The 20552-nt window shown below is 72.4% G+C and carries 18 protein-coding genes and 1 pseudogene; 9 read left to right on the top strand and 10 right to left on the bottom strand.

What is annotated here, in order from left to right; translation table 11 throughout:
- Positions 1 to 28: 28 nt before the first annotated feature.
- The 3 genes from KIS93_RS16320 (at position 29) to KIS93_RS16310 (ending at position 2586) form a co-directional block, all read left to right on the top strand.
- Positions 29 to 697 (top strand): GntR family transcriptional regulator, encoded by a 669-nt coding sequence (locus KIS93_RS16320; RefSeq protein ID WP_155126465.1) that lies wholly within the window; start codon positions 29 to 31, stop codon positions 695 to 697.
- 83 nt (positions 698 to 780) lie between these two features.
- Positions 781 to 1575 carry an ion transporter gene (locus KIS93_RS16315; RefSeq protein ID WP_080036782.1) on the top strand — a complete coding sequence of 265 codons (795 nt, stop codon included), beginning with the start codon at positions 781 to 783 and terminating at the stop codon, positions 1573 to 1575.
- A gap of 48 nt (positions 1576 to 1623) precedes the next feature.
- Positions 1624 to 2586 carry a sporulation protein gene (locus KIS93_RS16310; protein ID WP_080036783.1) on the top strand — a complete coding sequence of 321 codons (963 nt, stop codon included), beginning with the start codon at positions 1624 to 1626 and terminating at the stop codon, positions 2584 to 2586.
- 123 nt (positions 2587 to 2709) lie between these two features.
- On the opposite strand, the gene KIS93_RS16305 is transcribed toward KIS93_RS16310, so the two are convergent.
- On the bottom strand, positions 2710 to 2982 hold the full coding sequence (locus tag KIS93_RS16305; protein ID WP_080036784.1) for a GlsB/YeaQ/YmgE family stress response membrane protein: 273 nt from the start codon (positions 2980 to 2982) through the stop codon (positions 2710 to 2712).
- A 76-nt stretch (positions 2983 to 3058) separates the two neighbouring features.
- Positions 3059 to 4198 carry an MFS transporter gene (locus tag KIS93_RS16300; protein WP_080036785.1) on the bottom strand — a complete coding sequence of 380 codons (1140 nt, stop codon included), beginning with the start codon at positions 4196 to 4198 and terminating at the stop codon, positions 3059 to 3061.
- 414 nt (positions 4199 to 4612) lie between these two features.
- Between KIS93_RS16300 and KIS93_RS16295 the strand changes: the two genes are divergently transcribed.
- The gene (locus KIS93_RS16295; RefSeq protein ID WP_186404265.1) at positions 4613 to 5389 is read left to right on the top strand and encodes an ArsR/SmtB family transcription factor; all 777 of its coding nucleotides are present in this window, start codon (positions 4613 to 4615) and stop codon (positions 5387 to 5389) included.
- A 65-nt stretch (positions 5390 to 5454) separates the two neighbouring features.
- Here the strand turns inward: KIS93_RS16295 and KIS93_RS16290 are convergent, their stop codons facing one another.
- The 5 genes and pseudogenes from KIS93_RS16290 to KIS93_RS16270 all read right to left on the bottom strand — a co-directional run bounded on the left by KIS93_RS16290 (position 5455) and on the right by KIS93_RS16270 (position 9953).
- On the bottom strand, positions 5455 to 6027 hold the full coding sequence (locus KIS93_RS16290; protein ID WP_155126471.1) for a hypothetical protein: 573 nt from the start codon (positions 6025 to 6027) through the stop codon (positions 5455 to 5457).
- A gap of 84 nt (positions 6028 to 6111) precedes the next feature.
- A pseudogene (locus KIS93_RS16285) lies at positions 6112 to 7778 on the bottom strand (DUF2264 domain-containing protein).
- 188 nt (positions 7779 to 7966) lie between these two features.
- Complete coding sequence (locus KIS93_RS16280; RefSeq protein WP_080036789.1) at positions 7967 to 9445, bottom strand: Nramp family divalent metal transporter; 1479 nt, start codon at positions 9443 to 9445, stop codon at positions 7967 to 7969.
- 65 nt (positions 9446 to 9510) lie between these two features.
- Positions 9511 to 9825, bottom strand: a complete 315-nt coding sequence (locus tag KIS93_RS16275; RefSeq protein ID WP_186404264.1) for a nuclear transport factor 2 family protein — start codon at positions 9823 to 9825, stop codon at positions 9511 to 9513.
- Positions 9789 to 9953 (bottom strand): hypothetical protein, encoded by a 165-nt coding sequence (locus tag KIS93_RS16270; RefSeq protein ID WP_186404263.1) that lies wholly within the window; start codon positions 9951 to 9953, stop codon positions 9789 to 9791. Before KIS93_RS16270 ends, KIS93_RS16275 begins: the two co-directional genes overlap by 37 nt.
- A 178-nt stretch (positions 9954 to 10131) precedes the next feature.
- Between KIS93_RS16270 and KIS93_RS16265 the strand changes: the two genes are divergently transcribed.
- Positions 10132 to 10581 (top strand): hypothetical protein, encoded by a 450-nt coding sequence (locus KIS93_RS16265; protein ID WP_155126474.1) that lies wholly within the window; start codon positions 10132 to 10134, stop codon positions 10579 to 10581.
- A gap of 131 nt (positions 10582 to 10712) precedes the next feature.
- On the opposite strand, the gene glgC is transcribed toward KIS93_RS16265, so the two are convergent.
- Positions 10713 to 11948, bottom strand: a complete 1236-nt coding sequence (gene glgC / locus KIS93_RS16260) for a glucose-1-phosphate adenylyltransferase (RefSeq protein ID WP_080036791.1) — start codon at positions 11946 to 11948, stop codon at positions 10713 to 10715.
- Positions 11949 to 12106: 158 nt separating this feature from the next.
- Here glgC and glgA point away from each other — a divergent pair, with 158 nt between their 5' ends.
- Positions 12107 to 13279, top strand: a complete 1173-nt coding sequence (glgA, locus tag KIS93_RS16255) for a glycogen synthase (RefSeq protein WP_080036792.1) — start codon at positions 12107 to 12109, stop codon at positions 13277 to 13279.
- Positions 13280 to 13290: 11 nt separating this feature from the next.
- On the opposite strand, the gene KIS93_RS16250 is transcribed toward glgA, so the two are convergent.
- Positions 13291 to 14295, bottom strand: a complete 1005-nt coding sequence (locus KIS93_RS16250; protein ID WP_080036793.1) for a TrmB family transcriptional regulator — start codon at positions 14293 to 14295, stop codon at positions 13291 to 13293.
- 91 nt (positions 14296 to 14386) lie between these two features.
- On the opposite strand from KIS93_RS16250, the gene KIS93_RS67495 reads away from it, so the two are divergent.
- A complete protein-coding gene (locus KIS93_RS67495; protein ID WP_186404262.1) occupies positions 14387 to 17692 on the top strand; it encodes a S8 family serine peptidase in 3306 nt (1101 codons plus the stop codon).
- 45 nt (positions 17693 to 17737) lie between these two features.
- Here the strand turns inward: KIS93_RS67495 and KIS93_RS16240 are convergent, their stop codons facing one another.
- Positions 17738 to 18142, bottom strand: coding sequence for a nitroreductase family deazaflavin-dependent oxidoreductase (locus tag KIS93_RS16240; RefSeq protein WP_080036795.1), 405 nt, complete (start codon positions 18140 to 18142; stop codon positions 17738 to 17740).
- Between the two features lie 143 nt (positions 18143 to 18285).
- On the opposite strand from KIS93_RS16240, the gene KIS93_RS16235 reads away from it, so the two are divergent.
- Positions 18286 to 19284: a LacI family DNA-binding transcriptional regulator gene (locus KIS93_RS16235; RefSeq protein WP_206068390.1), complete on the top strand. Its 999-nt coding sequence runs from the start codon at positions 18286 to 18288 to the stop codon at positions 19282 to 19284.
- On the top strand, positions 19281 to 20546 hold the full coding sequence (locus tag KIS93_RS16230) for a sugar ABC transporter substrate-binding protein (protein WP_080036796.1): 1266 nt from the start codon (positions 19281 to 19283) through the stop codon (positions 20544 to 20546). The genes KIS93_RS16235 and KIS93_RS16230 overlap by 4 nt, the downstream gene beginning before the upstream one ends.
- Positions 20547 to 20552 lie beyond the last annotated feature (6 nt).

The following is a 20552-nucleotide window of genomic DNA, read 5'->3' as shown; positions in this document are numbered from 1 at the left end:
AGATGCGATGTACGATATCTTTCATCGCATGAGTGAGGTGATGGCGTCCCCGGTCTTCTCCGGACAGCCCCGATCGCTGTCCTCGCGCGGCACGGTCGTCCTTGAGGCGATCAAGCACGCGATCCTGACCGGCGCACTCCCGCCCGGCCGTCAGCTCGTCGAGACCGAGCTCGCCCAGCAGCTCGGCGTGTCCAAGACACCCGTGCGCGAGGCGCTCAAGACCCTCGCCGGCGCCGGGCTCGTGACGATGAGCGAGTACAAGGGCGCCACCGTGCGCACCGTGGACGACGCGCTCATGGAGTGGGTCTACGACCTGCGCCTGCTGCTGGAGCCCGAGGCGGTCACCCGAACCGTCGAGCGCGGCGCCGACCTGGCCCCGGCCGCCGAGGCGCTGCGCCGCGCCGACGCCGCCGCCGACCGCGCCGAGCGCAGCCTCGCCAACCGCGACTTCCACCGCGCCCTCTACGCCGGCTGCGGCAACCCGCTGCTCGTCAGCACCCTCGACTCGCTGCGCGACCAGACCGCGCTCATCTCGGCGGCGGCCTGGGAGCGGGTGCCCACCTGGGAGGCGGAGGCCGACGAGCACCGCGAGATCCTGCGGGCCGCCGAGGCGGGCTCCGCCGCCGAGGCCGCCGAGCTGCTGCGCGCGCACGTGTGCGGGTTCGTCGAGCGGGTCAGGGCCGGTGGCGGTCTGTGATCCACGTCTCAGCCTGACCTTTGCCGGGGGCCCCGGCCCCGCGCGTCCCTACGATGATCAACGATCATTCGGAGGGGTGATCGTTGTCTCGGCAAGAACGCGTCCGGGCCGTCCTGGAGAGCCGCCTCGTGCAGCGGGCGGTCATCCTGGTCATCGTCGTCAACGCGATCACCATCGGCTGCGAGACCAGCGCCTACCTGATGCAGCGGGCCGGCGGCCTGCTGCACGCCATCGACCGGGTCGCGCTGGCCATCTTCACCGTGGAGCTGGCCGCCCGCCTGTACGCCTACCGCAAGGCGTTCTTCAAGGACCCCTGGAACTGGTTCGACGCGATCATCGTCGCCGTCGCGCTCATCCCGGCCTCCGGCCCCACGTCCGTGCTGCGCGCCCTGCGCATCCTGCGGGCCCTGCGACTGGTCTCGGCCGTGCCCAGCATGCGCCGCGTCGTCGGCGCGCTGCTCGCCGCCGTGCCCGGCATGGCCTCCATCATCGGGCTGCTCGTCCTGATGATCTACATCGCGGCCGTCATCGCCACCAAGCTCTTCGGCGACATCGTGCCCGAGCGCTTCGACGAGCTGCCGCGCTCGCTGTTCACGCTCTTCCAGATCATGACGGGGGACGACTGGGGGAACGTCGCCCAGGAGGTCATGGAGCACAAGCCGTGGGCGTGGATCTTCTTCATCGTCTACATCCTCATGTCCACGTTCGTCGCGCTGAACCTGTTCATCGCGGTCGTGGTCAACGCCATGAACGAGGAGAGCGACACCCCGCCCGAGCTCGAAGCCGTCAAGCAGGAGCTCGCCGCGGTCAACGCCAAGCTGGACCAGCTCCTTATGAGAGAGCGCCCCGAGGAACTCCGCCCCACGGCCGATCGTTGACGCGGGCGTCACACGTTTCGATCTTCGTTCGACAGGAGAACAAGAGCCGTGGTCTTCAAGAGGATGCTGGGTGCGTTCGGGGTAGGCGCGCCTTCGGTGGACACCGTCCTGTCCACACCGCGAACCCGGCCGGGCGGCACGCTGGAAGGAGAGGTACGGCTCAAGGGCGGCGACTTCGACGCCGAGATCGAGCACGTCACCCTCGGCCTCGTCGCCCGGGTGGAGATCGAGCACGGAGGCGGTGAGAGCGCCGGGCTCAGCGAGTTCGGCAGCGTCCGCGTCTCCGGCCCCTTCACCCTGCGCAAGGGCGAGGACCGCACCATCGACTTCCGCATCCCCGTCCCGTGGGAGGCGCCCATCAGCGAGATCGCCGGGCAGCCGCTGCGCGGCATGGCCGTCGGCGTGCGCACCGAGCTGGCCATCGCCAAGGCCGTCGACAAGGGCGACCTCGACATGGTGGCCGTCGAGCCGCTGCCCTCGCAGCTGCGCATCCTCGAGTCGTTCCTGCAGCTCGGCTTCGCCTTCAAGTCGGCCGACCTGGAGGCCGGCCACCTGTACGGGGTCGCGCAGGAGCTGCCGTTCTACCAGGAGATCGAGTTCTACCCCACCGGGCACTACGCCGGGCGGGTGCGCGAGGTCGAGGTCACCTTCGTCGCCAACCCCGGCGGCCTTGAGGTCGTCCTGGAGGCCGACAAGCGCGCCGGCCACTACTCGGGCGACGCCATCGGCCGCTTCACGATCAGCCACGACGACGCGCTGCGTACGGACTGGGCGGGGGAGCTGGGGCGCTGGCTCGACGGCCTCACCCAGTACGGCGTTCACGGGGGTGGCCACCACTACGGCGAGCCCCACTACGGTCACCACGATGACCACCACGGGCACCACGGCGGGGCGGGCATGGGCGCGGTGGTCGCCGCCGGCGCCGCCGGCGTGGTGGGCGGCCTCGTGGCGGGGGAGATCGTGGAGGAGATCTTCGAAGGCGACGAGGAGGAGGGCGGCGACGACTGGTGACCCGCCGCCGGCTTGAGCGCCGCCCCGCCGGCCCGCCGCCGCATCGAGCGCGGCCTCGCCGGCCCGCCGCCGGCCTTTGACCCGCCGCCCGGCCACGGGGAGTGCCCCGTGGCCGGGCCGGGGTCACCCGCGGTTTCTGCTGCCGTAGATGCCCGCCGTCAGCGACACTCCCAGCGCCGCCAGCGCGACCTGGATGGCCAGCTCGATCCAGTCGATGCCGCGCGTGTCCGCCACCCCGAGCGCGGCCGCGATGGCGGTGCCGATGAGGGCCGCCACCACGCCGATCAGGATGGTGAGCCAGATGGGGATGCGCTGCCGCCCCGGGATGACGAGCCGTCCCAGGGCGCCGATGACGATGCCGATGATGAGGCCGGAGATGATGCCGGTGATTTCCACGCTGCGCCTCCAAGAGGTCGGCGTTCTCCCGTCATCGGGCACAACGAGCGACGCACCCCAAGGGTTTCCCTCCCGCTCAGCCGTCGACGGGTAGGCGGCGGGCGGCCACGCCGGCCCAGCCCAGCCCGAGCGCCGTGATCATGAGCACGCCCGCGGCCCCCAGCCCGGCCGCCACCAGCCCCGCCGCGCCCGGCAGGAGGAGCTGCCCGGTGCGGTTGCCGACCAGGCGCAGCGACATGGCGCGCCCGCGCAGGCCGGGCGGCGCCGACTCGGCCAGCCACGACATGGTCATCGGCTGCCCCACCCCGAGCCCGAACCCGAGCACGACCAGCACGGCGACCAGCAGCCACAGCGGCATCGGCAGGGGAGTGAGGAGCATGGCCGCGGCCGCGGCGACCGTGCTGCCGACGAGCAGCCGCCGCCGGCCGAGCGCCCGCGACAGGCGCCCCAGGAAGAACCGCGAGACCATGGAGGCCAGCCCGCGCACGGTCAGCAGCAGGCCGATCGTGCCCGCCGCGAGCCCGTGCTCGGTGCCGAGCGCCGGCAGGTAGACGAGCGTGATGTCCACGGCGGCCAGCACCACGCAGCTGGTGATCAGGGCGTGCGCGAGCCCGGGCCGCCGCAGGAGACCGCGCAGGCCGCCGCCCGCCTCCCGGTCCTGTGTCTCGGGACGGGGGCTGCGCGGCAGCAGCGCCGCCAGCACCACGAGCAGCAGCGCGAGCCCGCACGACCACAGGAAGATCTGCTCGGTGTCCGGGATGGCCCGCTCGCCGCCGAACGCGGAGATCAGCACCGGCCCGGCCGCCTGACCCAGGGAGGCGGCGAAGGTGTAGCGGCCGAACGCGGTGTCGTGGCCGCCGCGCCTGGTGGTGTTGGCGACCAGCGCCTGCTGGGCGATGACGCAGCCGAGGTGGCCGGTGCCGAGCAGCACCCCGGCCACGATCAGCCCCGGCACGCTGTCCCCCAGCGCGAGGAAGGCGGCCCCGGCCGCGGTGAGCGTGAGCGCGCCCGCCACCGCCATGCGCCGCTCGCCGTACCGGTCGGCGGCGTGCCCCGCGGGCAGCGCCAGCAGCAGCGGGGCGATGGCGAAGCTGGCGCCGAGCACGCCCAGCCAGGCGGGCGGCACGTCCAGCTCGATCGCCCGGTACGACATGGTGGGCCGCAGCACGAACGTCACGATCTGGGTGGTCGCCGAGTGGGCCAGCAGCACGGCCATCGCATAACGCCTGTTCCCTTTTGCTGCTGGTTCGCCCATGTTCGTCCTGTCGTGCGGGAAGTGCTCGTTATAACTTACAACGCCGTCTGTCGGGACGATGACAAGCCCGTCGAAACTCTGCAATCGGCCTGTAAGTCAGGAGAAAGTGTCAGGCATAGGTTGACTCCCTGCCCGATCGAGTCGACCTCAAGGAGCCGACGTAACCAGCACGACTGCGTGGAGCGAGCTGCGCGTGACCTCCACACCTCAGTTGTCCCTCTCGATCTCCCCGCACCTCACGGCCCTGGCCCTGATCACCGACGCCCTCGCCGGCCGCCGCCGGGCCTGCCCGGCCTCTGGCGTGACGCGATCGCCGCCCGCGTCGGCCGGCCCGGGCACCAGGCGGTCCGCCCGCTGGCCGCCCCCGGCACCTCCGTGGGCCCCGACTGCCTCGTCCCCCTGACGCCCGCCCGCGGCGACGCGACCGTACCGGAGCAGCTCGCCGCGCTGCGCGACCTGCCGCCCGGCCGGCTCCTCGCCGACCTGGAGCAGGCGTTCGGCTCCGGGCCGCTGCCCGTGCAGTGGCGCTCGGCCGCCGAGCGGCCCGCCGCCTGGCTGCACGGGTACGCGAGCGCGATCTCCGAGGCGTGGGACACCGCCGCGCCCCTGTGGGACAACGCCCGCGCCCTGCTGGACAGGGAGATCAGGAGGGTCGGCGTGGCGGCCGTCCGCGGCGGCCCCGAGGCGCTGCTCGGCACGCTCAGCCCGCGCCTGACGTACGGCGGGGACCGCCTGCTCGTCTCCGGCGCCGACGCCGGCACCCACGACCTAGGGGAGCGGCCCATCGTCCTGGTGCCGATGCTGGCCGGCAAGGACGCCCTCATCCTCAGCCTGGACGACCGCGAGGCCGTCTGGATCGCCTACCCGGTGCCCGGCGCCGCCACCCTGTGGCGCCGGCCCGCCGCCCCGGCGCGCGACGAGCTGTCGGCGCTGATGGGCCAGGTACGCGCCGACCTGCTGTGCGCCGTGGCCCGGCCCAAGACGATGAGCATGCTGGCGGCCGACATGCAGATCGCGCCCAGCAGCATCACCTACCACTGCGACCGGCTGCGGGCCGCCCGGCTCATCACCAGGGAGCGCCGCGGCAGGGAGGTGTGGGTGGGCCGCACCCACCGCGCCGAGGAGCTGCTGGAGCTGTTCCGCCGCACGTAGGCACGGCCCCGGACACGACGAAGGGGCCTCCACCCGTGCGGTGGAAGCCCCTACGGGCCTACGGCTCAGCTGCCGGTGCTGAACTGCCTCAGCAGCGGGCCGTCGAGCTTCCAGCCGGGCTCGTTGGCGAGGATCTTCTCGGTGTGCGACTCGATGGCCAGCCGCCACTTGTTGTTGTTCGACAGCCGGAAGATCTTCACATCGCCGCCCGCGTCCGCGCTGCCGGGCGCGTACCCCAGGATGCCTTCGTAGCGGAACTCGCCCGAGGTCACCAGGCGCTCCCGCTCCGCCACCGAGGCGGTCACGATGTACGACGCCTTCTTCGCCCAGCGCAGCCGGTACAGCGGCTTGCCGCCGGCGAACGGGGCCCGCGCGATGTAGTACAGCGGCGTCTGCGTGGTGGACCAGCCGTGCTTGGTGATCGCGTCCTGCTTCTCCGACTCGCTGGCGGTGTAGAAGAAGCCGCCGTCCTTCGTCACCAGCTCGTAGACCTTCACCCGCTGCGCGGCGACGCTCGTGGCCGCCGTCTCCGTGGCCGACGTCTTCGCGGTGGCGGTGGCGGCCTGCGCCGTGGCGACGCCGAGGGACAGCGTGGCGCCCAGGGCGACCGCCAGCCCGAGGCCGACGGGACGGGTCATGCGGCCGAACGACATAGTGGGTTTCCTCCCGATGGGCTGATCAAGACGTCGGCCAAGCTAACAACGCCCGATCGGCCAGGGAGATCACTTCGACAGACCTGAAAGCGTCACGGTCTCGGGCAGGTCGTCGATCGTCCCGTCCGGCCAGGTGACCTTCCGGTCGTCGATCACGGGCGGCTGGTCGCCGTCGCCCAGCAGCAGCGCGGCGGCGTACCAGCGGCCGGGCTCCGCCGCGCCGGGCGTCGCGCACCATGGCACCAGCGTCCGCTCGCCCAGCGGCGTGGCCGCCACCTCCGTGCCCGCCTCGCTCAGCCCGGGCCCGCCGTGCACGCGCGTGGCGGGGCCGCCCTCGGGCGAGGGCCAGCCACCCATCCGTAGCCTGTGCGGCTGGCCGATCAACCGGGTCAGGCGCACCTCCCACGCCCCGCGTACGAGAGACACGACCTCCACCTCCGGCCCGTGCCGCATCCCGGCGCCCGCCCGGGAGTAGCCGTGGTCGGGGCCGGGCCCTTGCCCGCCCCAGTGCGCCCGCCACCGCGACGACCCGGTGAGCGTGCCCGACGGCAGGGCGCGCACCGGACCGGCGGTGAAGCCGGTGCGGTGGCTGGCCCGCCCCTTCTCGTCCAGCACCGCCACCGACTGGTCCAGCGGGTCGCCGGTCAGCAGCGGGAACGTGGCCGTCGAGTAGCCGAGCCGCGCGTAGAGGGGCGCGTCGGCCAGGTCGGAGCCCTCGTGCGAGTGGTCGGTGCCGTGGTTGACGACGCGGACGACGCCGTCCGCCCGGGTGCCGCTGACCAGCCAGCCCGGGGCCCGTACGACGCGGGTGAAGTCGCCCGTCTCGACGGGCAGCGGCTCCTCCACGGCGGTCCACACGGGATGGTCGGCCGGCAGCGCCAGCCCGAACAGGCCCTTCGCCGCCCAGTACGGCGAGCCGGGCCCCGAGTAGTCCTGCGCGATCCCCCGGTAGGGCCCGTGCCAGCCCAGCGTGAGCAGCCCGTCCTCGTCGGGCGCGCCGCGCTCGGCGAAGTGCCGCACGATGCCGGAGGCGGCCCGCCGCAGCAGCCCGGGGGAGCCGACCCCGGCCCTGGCGCCGACCCAGAACGGCGTGGCGGCGGCGAAGCGGTAGGCGAGGCTGCGCCCTGGATCAGCGGCGAGCCGTCGGCGCCGACCAGGTGCACGGCGTCGTCGAGGAACCGTTCGAGGCGCGCCAGGTAGCGGGGGTCCGGCGCGCGGCCCGCCATCTCGCTCCACAGCAGCGGGTAGAAGTGCAGCGCCCAGCCGGCGTAGTGGTCGTAGGCGCGCTCGGAGCCGTCGGCGTACCAGCCGTCCGCCCGCTCGAAGCTCTCGGCGAGGGCGAGCCCGGCGTCGATGTCCTCCTGCGCGTACGGCCCGCCGACCGAGGCGAGGAACTGCTCCACGACGATCTGGAACCACACCCAGTTGATCGGCGGGTAGTCCGCCCCGACCGCGGGCGCCAGGTAGTCCACCACCTGCTCCTGCACGCGGGGCGGCAGCCGGTCCCACAGCCACGGCCTGGTCAGGTGCAGGACCAGCGCGATGGAGGCGGCCTCCACCTTGGCCTGCCCGTGCTCGTCGAGCCGCACCCACCGGTCGGGGTGGTGCGGGTCGGTGCCGGCCGCGATCCCGCCGGCGTACCACTCCATCAGCCCCAGCGGATCGTGCCCCGCCTCGCCCGCGACCCGGAACCCGGCCGCGAGGAACGTCCGCGCGAAGCCCTCCAGGGCGTCCACGTCGGGGCCGTACCCGCCGGGCGCGCCGGGGAAGCTGACGCGGGCGTGCGAGGGGAGGCGTGGCGGCGGGCGGCCAGGAGCAGCCGGTCGGCCAGAGCCGCCCAGTGCTCCCTGGTCCAGCCCGTGTAGGGGGAGATCACCCAGCCAAGGAAGCACACCGCCGCCGCCCCGGGCAAGGCATGCGGCGATCAGAACGTCACCAGCGGGTCCCCCACGAAGTCGGCGATGAAGTTGACGAAGAAGAACCCGAAGAACAGGAAGTTGAGGACGAGGATGACGTAGTGCCAGGGGCGCGGGCGGGCCGGGCGCGGCAACCGGCTGTTCAGGTACATGAGCAGGAACGGGTAGATCAGCGCCCCGAGATTCGACATGTTCGCCGACCACTCGACCAGGCCCACCGGCAGCGACTGGAAGATGATGATCGAGATGACGACGAGCAGCAGGAGCATGAACGGGTAGTAGAAGCGGCGCGGGTCGCCCTCGATCAGGCGGCGCAGGCGGGGGCTGGTGGCGTTGGCGGCGTCGGTCGTCACCCGCACCATGGCCTCGAAGATGCCGAGCTGCGTGGAGAACAGGATCAGCACCCCGACCACCAGAGCGACGTAGAAGGTGAGCCGGCCGTACTGGTCGCCGAGGGCGGAGGCGACGAACGTGGGCACGTTCGCGCGGGTGGGCTTCTCGCCCGACAGGGCGACCGCCTGCGCCATGAGGATGGTGGGCAGCAGCATGCCGAGGATGGCGCCGACGAAGAACACGCCCCACATGTCCACCATGAGCAGCCGGTACCAGCGCCGCCACAGGCCGCGGTTGCGCTCGTCGTCGGGGAAGGTGACGCCGCTGGCCAGCACCGCGCGCCGCTCCCCGCGCAGCCCCGACAGGTAGCCGACGCGGTGCCCCATGCCGTAGCCCTTGTCGCGGTAGTGGCCCATGACGTACCAGTTGAGGCCCGAGGCCAGCGCGGTGAAGCCGGCCAGGGCGCCGAGCTGGGTGGCGGTGATCCCGGCGGGCGGCGCGGCCGGGGTGACGAAGCCGCGGATGCCCTCCCACCACAGGCCGAACGGCACCACGAGCAGGTCCACGGCCAGCAGGGCGAGCAGGATGGCGCCGACCATCACCCAGTTGGCCAGCTCCAGCGCGCGGCTGATGCGGCGGGCTCCGGCGGTGATGAGGAACACCAGCACGAGCAGGGCGATGGCCCACAGCCGCGGCTCGACGTCGCCGGCGCCGGGCGGGACGCCGTGCACCAGCGCGTACACGCCCTGCCCCGCCGACGCGGCCCAGCCGCCGGCGATGAACGCGAAGATCACGATGAGGACGGACAGCGGCACCCACAGCGGCCAGCCGGGCGGCACCCGGCCCCACCCCACCACCGGCGTCTCCCCGGTCGCCAGGACGTAGCGGGAGCACTCGACGTTGTAGAACGTCTGCAGCAGCGCCGAGACCACGATGACCCAGCCGACGCCGACGAAGCCGTACTGCCCCACGTTGAGGGGGCCCAGCAGCCACTCGCCGCTGCCGATCGAGATGCCGAGAGCGATCAGGCTCGGGCCGACGGCGTACTTGAACAGTTCCTTGAAGCCGATCCTGGAGACCTTGAAGACCTCCTCCGGCGTGGGCAGGTCGGTGACTTCGAGATCGGGACGGCTGACTCCGAGCGGGTGCGACATGTCACTGCCTCCTGTGGCCCCCAGGGTGATCCCGTAGGGCGGAGGCAGCAAGACCCAAAACGGCGTCAGGCGTACTGGAGGTCGGCCCTGACGATGCGCCCGCCGGCGAGCGTGAAGTCGTAGTGCGCCCGCCAGCCGCCGGAGCCGCCGGGAGCCCAGTGGACGAGCAGCTTCTGCCCGTCCGGCCGCCGCTCGGCGATCGCCAGGACCCGCAGCGTGCCGCCGATCACCTCGTTGTCCGCCCAGGTCCTGATGGCGTCGTGGCCCTTGATGCTCCGGGTGACGTCGATGATCTCGGCCTCGGGGGCGAAGGCGGCGACGAGGGCGTCGAGGTCGCCCGCGTTCACGGCGTCCACGTACGCCCGCGCCGCCCCGTCCACGCCGGATACGGCCGCCGCGCCGGTCGGGGTGCGGGCCGGGGCGGGCTCGGAGAGGGCGGCGCGCCGCAGGCCGCGGCCAGCAGGAACGGGACCAGCGCCGCCCCGAGGAAGAGGGAGTGCCTTCGCATGTCGCGATCCTGCGGCAGGGGCGGGAGATCCGTCCAAGACCTATCGGCATAACCGGTGGCTATGACCCCATGACGCGACGATCCGGTGAGACGTTCCGGGCGTGGCGTTACACGTCGTCCCAGGTCAGGCTACGTAAAGTGAGGAACCGATGTCACATCGTGACTACAGGGGGAGATCATGAAACGTACGCTCATAGCGGCGGGTGGCGCGCTTGCCACCGCCGCCGCGCTGATGGTGCTGGCCGCTCCGGCCAGCGCCGTCCCGGCCTACTGCAACCTGAGCCTGGCCGACGCCTCGCGCTCGCTGGGCATCGACACCTGGGGCGTGTACGCCGGGCAGCGCGAGGCCGACGCGTGCGAGAGCGACCACGGCTTGGCCCACGACAAGTGGGAGAACGAGAAGGACAAGTACGACGACGGCAACAACTGGGACAACGGCGGCGGCTGGGACAACGGCAGCTGGGGCAACGGCGGCAACTGGAACAACGGCGGCAACTGGGGCCACGGCGGCCATGGCTACACCACCAACTGGGCCTCGCCGGGCAACTGGGGCAACCGCGGCTACGGCCTGCCCGGGGCCCCCGGCTCGCGCGGCTACGGCTGGCCGACCTCGGCTTACCGGTTCTGAGCGGAGGCCGGCCGACGCCGGCCTCATGACTTAGTCCGGCGTGGTCCCGGGGCACTCACGTGGCCCGGGACCTTGTCATGCCCCCGGCGAAGGACGGCCCTCCCCGCGCGGCGCCCGCGGAGGGGTGCCCGTCACCGGTCGACGATCTCGTTCTTCCCGATCACCACGACGCCGCCCCTGGTCAGCGCGAAGCGCGTGCGGTCGTACTCGAGGTCGAACCCGATCCGCGCCCCGTCGGGGATCACCACGTTCTTGTCGATGATCGCCTTGCGCACGACCGCGCCCCGCCCGACCTTCACGTTCTCCATCAGCACGGAGTCCTCCACCAGCGAGTGCGAGTGGAGCACGACCTTGGGCGATAGGATCGACCTGATCGCCGTGCCGCCGGAGACGATCACGCCGGGGGAGACCAGCGAGTCGATGGCCCGCCCCACCCGGTCGCCGTCGTTGTGCACGAACTTGGCGGGCGGCAGCGGGTCGTGCCCGGTGAAGATGGGCCACTTGTCGTTGTACAGGTTGAAGATCGGGTGGGCCGAGATGAGGTCCATGTGGGCCTCGTAGTACGCGTCGAGCGTGCCCACGTCGCGCCAGTAGCCGCGGTCGCGCTCGCTGGAGCCGGGGACGATGTTGTTGGCGAAGTCGTAGACGTCGGCGCCGCCCGACTTGACCAGCATGGGGATGATGTTGCCGCCCAGGTCGTGCTTGCTGGTGGGGTCGAGCGCGTCCTCCCGCAGCGCGTCGATCATCGACTGCGTCTTGAACACGTAGTTGCCCATCGAGGCGAACACCTCGTCGGGCGAGTCGGCCAGCCCCACGGCGTCCTTCGGCTTCTCGCGGAAGGCGACGATCCGGCGCCCCTCGGGGTCGGTCTCGATCACGCCGAACTGGTCGGCCAGCGACAGCGGTTGCCTGATGGCCGCGACGGTCACGTCCGCGCCGGAGTCCTCGTGCTGCTCGACCATCTGCCGGGGATCCATGCGGTAGATGTGGTCGGCGCCGAAGACGATGACGTGCTCGGGCATCTCGTCGTAGATCAGGTTCAGGTTCTGGAACAACGCGTCGGCGGAGCCGGAGAACCAGCGCGGCCCGAGCCGCTGCTGGGCGGGCACCGGCGTGACGTAGTTGCCCAGCATCGCCGACAGCCGCCAGGTGCGCGAGACATGCCGGTCGAGGCTGTGGTTCTTGTACTGCGTCAGCACGACGATCTTCAGGAAGCCGCCGTTGGCGAGGTTGGACAGGACGAAATCGATGAGCCGGTACATCCCGCCGAACGGCACCGCCGGTTTCGCTCGATCCGCCGTGAGCGGCATGAGCCTCTTGCCCTCTCCACCTGCCAGCACGACCGCAAGCACCCTCCGGGACCTCATGTCCGAGACGCTACCCTCAAATGGCCGATCTATCGACGAAACCCCGCACCACGAGCTCCTTTCTTGTCCGGAATTGGGATCGGATGTACGAACTGGGCTTGCCGAGCTTGGGCTTGTCGATGTGTTTTTCTTGCCTGGACCGCCCTTAAGGTCGTCTCATGCGTGTTGATCTGCTCAGCCGGGAGTATCCGCCCGAGGTGTACGGCGGGGCCGGGGTCCACATGGAATACCTCGCCAGGGAGCTGCGGAAGCTGGCCGACGTACGCGTGCGCTGCTTCGGGGCCGAGCGCGACGAGCCGGGCGTCTCGGCCTACCGGGCGCCCGCCGAGCTGTCCGGCGCCAACGCCGCGCTGCAGGTGCTCGGGGTGGACCTGGAGATGGCCGCCGCCTGCGCGGGCGCCGACGTCGTGCACTCCCACACCTGGTACGCCAACTTCGCCGGCCACACCGCCAAGCTGCTGCACGGCATCCCCCACGTGGTCACCACGCACAGCCTCGAGCCGCTGCGCCCGTGGAAGGCCGAGCAGCTCGGCGGCGGCTACGCGATCTCGTCGTGGGCCGAGCGCACCGCCCTGGCCGCCGCCGACGCGGTCGTGGCGGTCTCCGAGGGCATGCGCCGCGACGTCCTGGCCGCCTACCCCGAGATCCCGCCCGAGCGGGTCACCGTCATCCACAACGGCATCGACACCGCCCAATACGCCCCCGACCCGGGCACCGACGTCCTGGCCAGGCACGGCGTCGACCCGGGCCGCCCCTACGTCGTCTTCGTCGGCCGCATCACCCGCCAGAAGGGCCTGGTGCACCTCCTGCACGCGGCGCGCTCCTTCGACCCGGCGGCGCAGCTCGTGCTGTGCGCGGGCGCCCCCGACACCCCGGAGATCGCCGAGGAGGTCACGGGGCTGGTGCGCGGGCTCGACCGCGACGGCGTCGTCTGGATCCAGGAGATGCTGCCCAAGCCCGAGGTGATCCAGCTCCTGACGCACGCCACGGTGTTCGTGTGCCCGTCGGTGTACGAGCCGATGGGCATCGTCAACCTTGAGGCGATGGCCTGCGAGACCGCGGTGGTGGCGACCGCGACCGGCGGCATCCCCGAGGTGGTGGCCGACGGCGAGACCGGCCTGCTGGTGCCCATCGCGCAGGGCGCCGACGGCACGCCGCACGACCCCGAGCGCTTCGCCGCCGACCTGGCCGAGCGGGTCAACGCCCTGCTGGGCGACCCGGCGCGGGCGCGCGCGATGGGGGAGGCGGGCCGGGCGCGCGCGATCGAGCACTTCTCCTGGGAACGCATCGCGCGGCGCACCCTCGACCTCTACACCGCCCTCAAGGGCTGACACCCAGCCGTTCAGACGAGGCCGCGGCGGCTGGCCTGGGCACCCGCCTGGAAGCGGGTCTCCGCGTTCAGCTCGTCGAGCAGGTGCCGCAGCCGGCGGCGCAGGCTGCGCGGGCTGGTGCCGAGCTGCCGGGCGATGGCGTCGTCCTTGAGCCCGGCCGCCAGCAGCGCCAGCAGCCGGCGGTCCTCGACGCTCAGCCCCGCGCCCGGGTCCGGCTCCACCTGGGGCTCGGGCACCCCGTGCGACCACAGCTCGGGCCGCACCGGCAGCGCCTCCCGCCACAGCCGCTCGAACAGCTCCACCAGGGCCACGACCATGGTGGAGCCCCTGATCAGCACGCCGCGCGTCAGCGGCGGCTCCATGTGCAGCGGCATGACGGCCCGCGACCGGTCCACGAGCGCCATCTTGAACGGCAGCCACGGCAGGATCCGCGCCTCCTCGCCCGCCCGGATGAGGCTGCCCACCTCGTCGAGCGCCCCAGGGTGGTCGAACGCCTCGGGCACGTAGAGGGTGCGGTAGCGCACGCCGTTGCGCAGCAGGTCGGTCTGCAGCGGGTTGTGGTAGTCCAGCACGTACGGGGGCCGGTCGAAGGTCAGCACCTCCTCCTTGGCCTCCTGCTGCAGCCGGACGTACCAGCGGGCCTGCTCCTCGGGCCCGGCCAGCACCTCGATCTGGTCGCCTCCGGCGGGGTCGGTGCCGACGTCGCGGAAGGCTGCTTCGAGCTCGTCGGCGGTGTCGGTGAGCAGGTCCAGCTCGCTCTGCATGTCGCGGACGAGCGCGCGGATGGCGGTGCCCGGGTTGGTGGCCGTCCAGCGGGGTGAGCGCCCCCACAGGCGGCTGACCAGGCCCTTGACGCGCAGCCTGCTCAGTGACGACTGGATGCGCCCCGAGCTCTCGCCGCTCCTCCTGACCAGCTCCTGGACGGTGATGCCCGGGCAGGCCAGCACGCTGCGGTAGATCCGCTCGTCGAAGGCGGAGATGCCGACGATCTCCAGCGCCCTGCCGTCTTCCTGCACGCGCTCGATCTTGGCCGTTTCCGGCAGTTGCCGCAATAGGCCACCGACGCCACCTTGTCACCAAATTTCACTGACAATTAGAAAGCGGGATGTGCAACAGAGAACGGCCCTTCTGGGCGTCGTGTTACTGGCCGCCACGGCGATCGCCGCACCGGCCCAGGCAGCACCCGCCCCGCCCGCCCCGCCCGCGCCCAAGCTCGGCCCGGCGAAGACGATCACGCTCATCACCGGGGACAAGGTCACCCTCCGCGCGCTCCCGGACAAGCAGACCCAGCTCGACGTGGCCGCCGGCCCCGGCCGCGAGAAGATCGACTTCGTGCGCCGCAGGTCCGCGGACGGGCTCAGCATCGTGCCCGTCGACGCCCTGCCGCTGCTGGCCGCGGGCACCCTCGACCCCAGGCTCTTCAACGTCACCCGGCTGGCCGCCCTCGGCTACGACGACGCCGCCAGCCCGCGGCTCCCGCTCATCCTGACCTATCCGGACTCGAACCAGGCCGCGCTCCGCGCCGCCGGCGGGCGCCCCCTGCCCGCCATCAACGGCGTCGCCAGGAAGGAGCCGCGCACCGGCGCGCTCTGGCAGACGCTCACGGCCCAGGCCCGCACGGCCGCCGCCCCCGCGAAGATCTGGCTCGACGGCAAGGCCAGGGTCTCCCTCGACGTCAGCGTTCCGCACATCGGCGCACCCGCCGCCTGGGCGGCCGGCCACACCGGCCAGGACGTGCCCGTCGCCGTGCTCGACACCGGCTACGACCCCGCCCACCCGGATCTGAAGGGCCAGGTCGTCAAGACGGAGAACTTCACCGCCGAGCCCGACACGACCGACCTGAACGGCCACGGCACCCACGTCGCCTCCACGATCGCCGGCACCGGCGCCGCCTCCGGCGGGACGCGCAAGGGCGTCGCCCCCGGCGCCAAGCTCATGATCGGCAAGGTCTGCGGCCAGGACGGCTACTGCGCCGACTCCGCCATCGTCGAGGGCATGACCTGGGCGGCGCAGAACGGCGCCCGCGTCGCCAACCTCAGCCTCGGCGGCCCCGACGCCCCCGGCGTCGACCCGCTGGAGCAGGCCGTCAACACCCTTACGGCCGAGTACGGCACGCTGTTCGTGATCGCGTCGGGCAACGACGGTCCCCAGGCGCTCGGCTCGCCGAGCAGCGCCGACGCCGCGCTGTCCGTCGGCGCCTCCTACCGCGACGCCGACGCGGTCGCCCAGTTCAGCAGCACCGGCCCGCGCCCCGGCGACGCGGCGGTCAAGCCCGACCTCATCGCCCCCGGCGTCGGCATCGTCGCCGCCAGGGCGGGCGCCCCGGAGGGAGCCTCGGGCGACGAGCTGTACGCGGAGATGAGCGGCACGTCCATGGCCACGCCGCACGTGGCGGGCGCGGCGGCCGTCGTGGCCGGCCTGCACCCCGACTGGACGGCCGCCCGCATCAAGGCGGCGCTCATGGCCGCCACCGCCCCCGGCGAGGAGCTGGGCGCCTACATCCAGGGCTCCGGCCGGGTGGACGTCGCCCGCGCCGTCGGCCAGCGCATCACCACCGAGCCCGCCTCCCTCACCATGGGGGACGTCGAGCTGCCCGACACCGCGCCCAAGGAGCGCACCCTCACCTACCGCAACGACGGCGACGCCGCCATCCGGCTGGAGCTGAGCGTGGTCGCCAAGGACGGGCACGGCGAGAGCGCCGCCCCGTTCACCCTCGGCGCCGGCGCGGTGGAGGTGCCCGCGCACGGCACCGCCGACGTCAAGGTGACCGCGAAGCCCGGCGCGACCGGCCTGTTCAGCGGCACGGTCATCGCCAAGGGCGGCGACGTCACCGTACGGACCGGCATCGGCATGCGGGTCGAGCCGGAGAAGAAGGCGCTCGGCCTGCGCTTCACCGGCAGCGACGGGCGGCCCGCGCAGACCGCGTTCGCCGGCGTGATCGACATCGAGGCGGGCGAGCAGACCAACTACGACATCTCCGGCGGCAGCCTCGACCTGCGGCTGCTCAAGGGCCGCCGCTACACCGTCGTCACCCTGCTGGCCGACCACGACGGCACCATCGTGATGGCGGCCGAGCCGGAGTTCACCCTCGACGGCGACCGCACCGTCACCGCCGACGCCCGCCGCGCCAAGCCGGTGGACGTGCGGACGGAGGAGCCGACCGCGCGCCTGGCCATCGGCATGGTGGGCCTGCTCCAGCTCGTCGAGGGCGCGCAGCCGCTCGGCGTGGACGTGGACCTGGCCGGCCAGTGGGGCACCGATCGCGTCGAAGGCGTCAAGGCCATCCCGACGACCCGCACGGTGAGCAAGAAGTTCGCCTACTACCGGTGGACCCAGTGGGCCAGGCCGCAGGCCGACGGCACCTACCACGCCAGCCCGTACTTCTACCACCTGATGAAGGCCGAGCCGCGCATCCCCGCCGACCCCGGCTACCGCCCGCGCCGCCGCGACCTGGCCGAGGTCACCTCCACCTACGCCGCCCAGCGGGACGGCAAGACCGGCGAGCACATGGCGCTGCCCGTCCTGTACGGGACGGAGCTGGCCTGGATGCCGTACGTCCACGTGGCGCACGTGCCGCTGCCGTTCACGAGGACCGAGTACTACACGCCGGGCGACACCGGCTGGTACCCGTCCTTCGCCCAGTACAAGCTGCCGCCGGACGGCTTCGACGACCTCGACCAGTTCTTCTTCGGCCGCACCACCGTCTACCGGGCCGGCCAGAAGAGCACCGAGCGCTGGAACGGCGCCGTCCTCGGGGCCGCGCTCAACCCGGGCGGCGACTACACCTGGCGGGAGGGGAACTCGCTGCAGTTCGCGGTCTCGCTGTTCGACGACGGCAGGCCCGACCGCTACTCCGTCGGCTCCTACACCGCCCCGCGGGCCACGCTGTACCGCGACGGCAAGGAGGTCTACAGCACCTCCGACTACCTGCCGGGCTGGATCGACGTGCCCGCCGACCGGAAGGAGAGCGAGTACCGCCTCACCATGACGGCCGGGCGCGACCCGGCCATGACGGCGCTGTCCACCCGGGTCAGCGCGGAGTGGCGGTTCCGGTCGAAGACGCCGGCGGCAGGGGAGCGGCAGGTGCTGCCGCTGCTGGCCGTCAAGATCGACCCTGAGCTGGACGCGCGCAACCAGGCGGCGGTGGGCCCGATGCGCCTGCCGTTGCGCGTGCAGCGCCAGGCCGGCTCGCCCGACCTGCCGCTGCGCGCGCTCACCGTCGACATCTCCTACGACGACGGCCGCACCTGGCTGCCCACGCTGGTGCACCCGTCGGGCAAGGGCACCTGGGCCGCCGAGACCTGGCACCCGTCCGGGGCGCGCGGCAGGTTCGCCTCGCTGCGGGTCAAGGCCGCCGACGCCGGGGGCAACGCCTTCACCGAGACCGTCACGCGGGCGTACCTGATCAAGTGATCCCGCCGGAAGGCCCCGCGGGACGGCGGGGCCTTCCGCGTCCGGTCAGGTGGCGCGTTCGAGCACGACGACCGGGATCTCCCGGTCGGTCTTCTTCTGGTACTCGTCGTAGTCCGGCCACGTGCGGGCCATGACCCGCCACATCTCGGGCTTCTCCTCCGGCGTGGCCGTGCGGGCGCGGGCCTTGAACCTGTCGCCCTTCACCTGCACCTCCACTTCCGGGCTGGCCTGGAGGTTCTTGAACCAGCCCGGATGGTCGGGGTCGCCGCCCTTCGACGCCACCACGAGGTAGTCGTCGCCGAACCGCTGGTAGATGAGCGGGGTGGTGAAGGGCCGGCCGGACTTCCGCCCCTTGGTGGTCAGCAGGAGGACGGTGGTGTCGTTCCAGTCGTGTCCCTCCGCGCCGTCGGTCTCCCGGTAGCGCCGGACATGTTCTTCGCCGTAGAGCATGCAGGCGCACTACCCATCCCGGCCGTGACCTCACCGTTACTCGACGCGCTCTGGACGAGAAGTTAACGTGGTTGACACGCGCATGTCTGTAAGCGCTTTCACCCGGCGGCGGGTGTAAGCGCTTACAGGAGGAGATGAGCACCATGGACGTGACCATCTACGAAGTGGCCAGGCGGGCGGGCGTGTCGATCGCCACCGTGTCCCGGACGCTGCGCGGCACCGGCCCCGTCGCCGCCAAGACGCGGGAGAAGGTGCTCAAGGCCGTCGAGGAGCTCAACTTCACGCCCAGCCGCCTCGGCGTCAGCCTCGCCGAGGGCCGCCACGCCGCCAACGGCGTCGTCTTCCCCGACCTGGCCGGCCCGTACTACGCCGAGGTGCTGCTCGGCTACGAGGAGGTCGCCTCCGAGCTGGGCCGCTCGGTGATCATCCTGTCCACGAAGGGCCGCACCCGGGTCGGCGACCTCATCAAGGACCTGGCCGGCCGGGTCGACGGCATGCTGATCTTCGGCCACACCGTGCCGGAGCCGCTGGTCGCCGAGCTCGTCCGGCTCGGCGTGCGGCTGGTGTTCGTCTCCCGCGACCCGCTGCCCGGCGCCGACACGCTGCGCAGCGAGAACACCGCCTCGGCCCGGGCCCTGGCCGCCCACCTCGCCGATCACGGCTACGAGCGCTTCGCCTTCCTCGGCGCCCCGCTGACCAGCCACGACGACGTGGACGAGCGCTGGCGCGGCGTGCGGTCCGTGCTCGGCGGCGCCATCGAGGCCGTCGACACCGGCCACTACACCGTGGAGTGCGGCCACGAGGCCGCCACGAAGCTGCTCAAGGGCCGCGACCGGCCGCGGGCGATCGTCTGCTCCGACGACGAGGTGGCGCTGGGGGCGCTGCTCGCCGCCGAGGAGCTCGGCCTCGACGTGCCCGGCGACGTGGCCGTGACCGGCTGGGACGACATCATGGCCGCCCGCCACGCCCGCCCGGCGCTGACCACCGTCCGGCAGCCCATGCGCGAGCTCGGCGCCCGCGCCGCCCGCGCGCTCGACGAGCTGATCACCGGTGTCCGCGACACCCCGAGCCACCACACCCTGGCCACCGCGCCGGTCATCCGCGCGAGCTGCGGCCACCACCCCCAGGAGGTAAGGACATGACCACCACCACCCGGCGCGCCGCCGCGGGCGCGCTGGCGATCGCGATGCTGGCCGCCGGCTGCGGGCGCGGCACCGGCACGGCGCAGGAACGGGCACGGGACGTCACGACCGCCAACGCCACCGGGGAGGTCACGGTCTGGGCGATGGGCGAGGAGGGCAAGGCGCTCGGCGCGTTCGTCAAGGGCTTCGAGAGCGCCCACCCGGGCGTCAAGGTCAACGTGACGGCCATCGGCTGGGACGTCGCCCACGACAAGATCACCTCAGCCATCGCGGGCGGCGCCACCCCCGACGTGAGCATGATCGGCTCCACCTGGTCGGGCGAGCTGGCCAAGACCGGCGCCCTGGAGCCCACGCCCGGCAACCTGGTCGACAAGGCGGCGTTCTTCCCCGGCGCCTGGCAGACCGTGGACATCAACGGCACCGCGTACGGCGTGCCCTGGTACGTCGAGACCCGCGTCCTGTACTACCGCACCGACCAGGCACGGCGGGCCGGCGTGCAGCCGCCGCGCACGTGGGAGGAGTTCACCGCGTTCGTCCGCGCGCTCAAGGACAAGGGCGGCGCCCGCCGCGGCTTCAACCAGAGCTACCAGCTCGGCGCCTCCTGGCAGGAGGTGCTGCCGCTGATCTGGCAGGCCGGCGGCGAGATCGTCAAGGACGGGAAGTACACCTTCGACACCCCCGAGGCGGTCACCGCGCTCAAGCAGTACGCGTCGCTGTTCCAGCAGAAGCTGGCCCCCACCGACACCCCCGCGAACGCCTTCCCGCAGACGTTCATCAAGGGCGAGGTCGGCGCCTTCTACTCCGGCCCGTGGATGATCGGCGTGCTCAACGACGACGGCGGCCCCGGCTTCGCCGGCAAGTTCGGCGTCGCCCCCTACCCCAAGGGCCCGGTCTCGGCGACGAGCTTCGTCGGCGGCGCGGACCTGGCGGTCTTCAAGAAGGCCAAGAACCGCGACGCCGCCTGGGCGCTCATCAAGTGGCTGAGCGAGCCGAAGGTGCAGGCCCAGTGGTACACCACGGTCAAGGCGCTGCCGGCCGTGCAGGCCGCCTGGCAGGAGCCGGAGCTGAAGGCCGACGAGCAGCTCGCGGTCTTCGGCGAGCAGCTCAAGGACGCCAGGACGCCGCCGCCGTTCCCCACCTGGGAGCAGGTGGCCAGGGTGCTGGAGGCGGAGCTGGAGAAGCTGGCGCGCGGCCGCTCCACTCCCGAGCGGACCGCCAAGGCGATCCAGGCGCAGGCCGACACCATCGGCACCGGCCTGTAGCGCGCC

Origin of the sequence: [Actinomadura] parvosata subsp. kistnae (assembly GCF_900323885.1) — a bacterium.
Lineage (GTDB): Bacteria > Actinomycetota > Actinomycetes > Streptosporangiales > Streptosporangiaceae > Nonomuraea > Nonomuraea composti.
The sequence above is the reverse complement of the archived record's forward strand: the minus strand, read 5'-3'. Positions and strand labels throughout refer to the sequence as shown.